Source organism: Frankia sp. AgKG'84/4, from assembly GCF_023242965.2.
GTDB lineage: Bacteria > Actinomycetota > Actinomycetes > Frankiales > Frankiaceae > Frankia.
The window spans coordinates 1-4118 of record NZ_JALKFU020000491.1 but is presented as its reverse complement, the minus strand read 5'-3'; the positions used below and the strand labels follow the sequence as shown (position 1 = coordinate 4118).

Sequence of the window (4118 nt, the reverse complement as noted above, 5' to 3'; positions counted from 1 at the left end):
GGGGTGAGCGGGTCGGAGCCGAGACCGTCCGGGGCGCCGAGGGCGGCGATCCGGCGTCCGTCGCCTTCGACGCGGTGCCGCGGGGTGTGGAGGCGGCCGCCGCCCCGGGGCGTCGCGCCCCCGCCGGCCGGCGGCCCCCCGCCGACCGCCGTCCCCGGCGCCGTCCCGGCGAGCGGCGGGACGTGGACCGCCGCCCGAGCCCGAGCCGGAGCCGGAGCCGCCGATCTCGTCGTCGAGACGCAGGGTCAGCGAGATCCGCTTGCGGGGGATGTCGACGTCGAGGACCTTCACGGTCACGATGTCACCGGGCTTGACGACCTCACGCGGGTCGTTGACGAAGTTCTTCGACATCGCCGAGACATGCACCAGCCCGTCCTGATGGACGCCGACGTCCACGAACGCGCCGAAGGCGGCGACGTTCGTCACCGAGCCCTCCAGGGTCATCCCGGGAACGAGGTCGGCCAGGGTCTCGATGCCCTCGGTGAACGCCGCCGTGCGGAACGCCGGCCGCGGGTCGCGGCCGGGCTTCTCCAGCTCGGCGAGAATGTCGGTGACCGTCGGCAGGCCGACCGTGTCGTCGACGAAGTCGGTCGGCTTCAGCGACCGCAGCACCTTCCCGTTGCCGATCAGCGCGGTCAGCTCGCTGCCGGTGGCCGCGAGCATCCGGCGCACCACCGGGTAGGACTCGGGGTGCACGCTGGAGGCGTCGAGCGGATCGTCGCCGCCGCTGATCCGCAGGAACCCCGCGCACTGCTCGAACGCCTTCGGCCCCAGCCGGGGCACCCCCCGCAGCGCTTCGCGGGTACGGAACGGTCCGTGGGTGTCGCGGTGGCGGACCAGGTTCTCGGCGAGCCCGGCGCCGATCCCGGACACCCGGGTGAGCAGCGGCGCCGACGCGGTGTTGACGTCCACGCCGACGGCGTTCACGCAGTCCTCCACCACGGCGTCGAGGGAGGAGGACAGCCGCGTCTCGGCCAGGTCGTGCTGGTACTGGCCGACGCCGATCGAGCGTGGCTCGATCTTGACGAGTTCGGCGAGCGGGTCCTGCAGCCGGCGGGCGATCGACACGGCACCGCGCAGCGACACGTCCATCCCCGGCAGCTCGCTCGCCGCGTACGCCGACGCCGAGTACACCGACGCGCCGGCCTCCGACACGGTGACCCTGGTCAGGGACAGCTCCGGATGCTTGCGGATGAGGTCCTCGGCGAGCTTGTCGGTCTCCCGGGAGGCGGTGCCGTTGCCGATCGAGACCAGGTCGACGCGGTGTTCGGCGGCCAGCCGGGCGAGGGTGGCGATCGAGTCGTCCCAGCGTCGGGCGGGCACGTGCGGATAGATCGTGTCAGTGGCGACGACCTTGCCGGTCGCGTCGACCACGGCGACCTTCACGCCGGTGCGATAGCCGGGGTCGAGGCCCATCGTGGCCCGGCTGCCAGCGGGTGCGGCGAGCAGCAGGTCGCGCAGGTTCGCCGCGAAGACCTTCACCGCGGTCTCCTCCGCGGAGGTCCACAGCCGCATCCGCAGGTCGACCCCGAGGTGCACCTGGACGCGGGTGCGCCACGCCCAGCGGACGGTCTCGGCGAGCCAGCGGTCCGCCGGGCGGCCCTGGTCGGCGATGTCGAAGGCCGCCGCGATCCGCACCTCGTAGTCGGTCGGGCCGGGGGCGGGCGGGGTGCCCGGCTCCGCGGGGGTGTCCGGCTCCAGGGTGAGGTCGAGGATCTCCTCCTTCTCGCCGCGGAAGGCGGCGAGAATGCGGTGCGAGGGCAGTGAGGTGAACGGCTCGGAGAAGTCGAAGTAGTCGGCGAACTTCGCGCCGGCCTCCTCGCGGCCCTCCCGCACCCGGGACACGAGCACCCCGCGTGACCACATCTGCTCCCGTAGCGCGCCGATCAGGTCGGCGTTCTCGGTGAACCGCTCGACGAGGATCGCCCGCGCCCCCTCCAGGGCGGCGCCGGCGTCCGCGACGCCCTTCTCGGCATCGACGTAACCGCTCGCCGTTCCGTGCGGGTCGAGGGCAGGGTCGCCCAGCAGGGCGTCCGCCAGCGGCTCCAGGCCGGCCTCGCGGGCGATCTGCGCCTTCGTTCGCCGCTTGGGCTTGTACGGCAGGTAGATGTCCTCCAGGCGGGCCTTGGAGTCAGCCGCGAGGATCTGCTCCTCGAGGGCGTCGTCCAGCTTGCCCTGGGCGCGGATGGACTCCAGCACGGCGCCGCGCCGGTCCTCCAGCTCCCGCAGGTAGCGCAGCCGCTCCTCGAGGTTGCGTAGCTGGGTGTCGTCGAGGGTGCCCGTGGCCTCCTTGCGGTAGCGGGCGATGAAGGGCACGGTGGCGCCTCCGTCGAGCAGGTCGACCGCCGCCGCCACCTGCCCCGGGCGCACGCCGAGCTCCTCGGCGATGCGCCGCTGGATGGACTGCTGCGGGACAGATGTCGTCGTCACAATCCTTGGTCCGCCCTCTCGTCCTCGTCTGTTGCCATGCACTGTCGGTCGTTCGGGGTCTGCCGGTGGTTCGGGGCCGGACCGGCCAGGAGACGCGCGGCCGGACCCGTGCCGACTGCGAGACTACGGGTGATCACCGACAGCTTTCCGGCCGGCCGGTCGGTCCGTGGTGGGCCACCGGCCTGCTCGAGTGGCCGGTGGACCCGCCGTTGGCCGGCCGCGGCGACCGGACGGTATCCGCCATCGGGCGAGGTCAGTGGGCGTGTCGCGAGATGGTCCGGCGTGATCCAGCGTCATCCGTGCCGTGCGATTGCCGTACTGGCCATATCCCATTGGTGCGACATGACCTATGATGTGCGCGTGTGCATGGGGTGCGGAGCCACAGTGGCAGGACGGAGTCATTCCTCCTATTCTGCCGTTGATCGGCTCGGGCGTGGTGAGGCCACGCCCTGGTCGCCTCCGTCGCGATTGCGGCACCGGGCGGCGCGGTGAGGCCGAACCGCACTCTGGGCGATGCCGCGGGCGCCGCTCTCGGGACCGCCAGGGCTGAGGGCATTCACCACGAAGCATTCACCTACTTCGGTGATGTTGGATTCCTCGGTGCCACCCGGGATTTCGTCCTCGCCGGGTTGGCGGCGGACGAAGACGTGCTCGTCGTGGTCCCCGAGCCAGGAACATCGCTGCTGCGCAGCGCCCTCGGCCGGGCCGTGAAACGCGTCGCGTTCGTCGATATGGCCGAGGTTGGCAAAAATCCGGCGTGCATAATCCCGGTCTGGCAGGAATTCGTTGAACGCGGCGCCGAGCGCGGACGCTCCGTACGCGGTATCGGGGAACCGGTGTGGCCCGGGCGAGTGGCGCCCGAGCTGGGCGAGTGCGTGCTGCACGAGGCCCTGCTGAACGAGGCGTTCGCCGGGCCGCCCAGCTGGCGGCTGCGCTGCCTCTACGAGGCGGGCGTCCTCGAGCCGGCCGTGGCGGACGGGGTGTGGCGGACCCACCCGGTGGTCGTCGATGGCGGTCTCGCCCAGTCCAGTACCCGGTTCCGAACCTCGGGGCACGGCACCTCGGGGCACGGCACCTCGGGGCACGGCACCTCGGGGCCTGCCGCGGTGTGGTCCGGGGAGCCCTGGCCGGACCCGTTCGCCGCGCCGCTGCCGGACCTCGGTCCGCCGCGCGCGGAGCTCGCCTTCGGCCCGCGTGACCTGGGCCTGATCCGCGCGGCCGCGGCGGCTGCGGCGCGCGCCGAGGGCCTGAACTCCGACCGGGTCGGCGACGTCGAACTGGCCGTGCACGAGGTCGCCACCAACAGCGTGCGGCACGGCGGCGGCCAGGGCATCGTCCGGTTCTGGTCCGACGGCGGCCTGATCTGCGAGGTGAGCGATGCCGGCCTGGTCGCCGACCGGCTCGTCGGCCGGCGCCGTCCCGAGCTCGATCTCGGTGGCGGACGCGGCCTCTGGCTGGTCAACCAGCTCTGCGACCTGGTCCAGCTCCGCTCCGCCGAAACCGGCACGACGGTGCGGATGTTCGTGCGAGGCTGATCGCGGGGCGATCGGCGGCGACCAGCCGGGGAGAGGACGCCGATGAGCACACCGGAGCGCCTCCGGGTCGGGCGCGGCTCCTGGCCCGCGGACGGCCTGGGCGGCACGGTGGCACCGGCCGCCGACGGCACCGGCACCGCCGCAGGGCCGGGG

2 protein-coding genes are annotated in these 4118 nt (G+C 73.1%); one reads left to right on the top strand and one right to left on the bottom strand.

Going from position 1 to position 4118, the window contains the following annotated elements; translation table 11 throughout:
- Nucleotides 1–2430 (bottom strand): Tex family protein (locus MXD58_RS21875; protein ID WP_250609830.1); only part of this gene is annotated, 2430 nt, incomplete at its 3' end.
- 488 nt (nt 2431–2918) lie between these two features.
- Between MXD58_RS21875 and MXD58_RS21870 the strand changes: the two genes are divergently transcribed.
- The gene (locus MXD58_RS21870) at nt 2919–3965 is read left to right on the top strand and encodes an anti-sigma factor RsbA family regulatory protein (RefSeq protein WP_248838823.1); all 1047 of its coding nucleotides are present in this window, start codon (nt 2919–2921) and stop codon (nt 3963–3965) included.
- Nucleotides 3966–4118 lie beyond the last annotated feature (153 nt).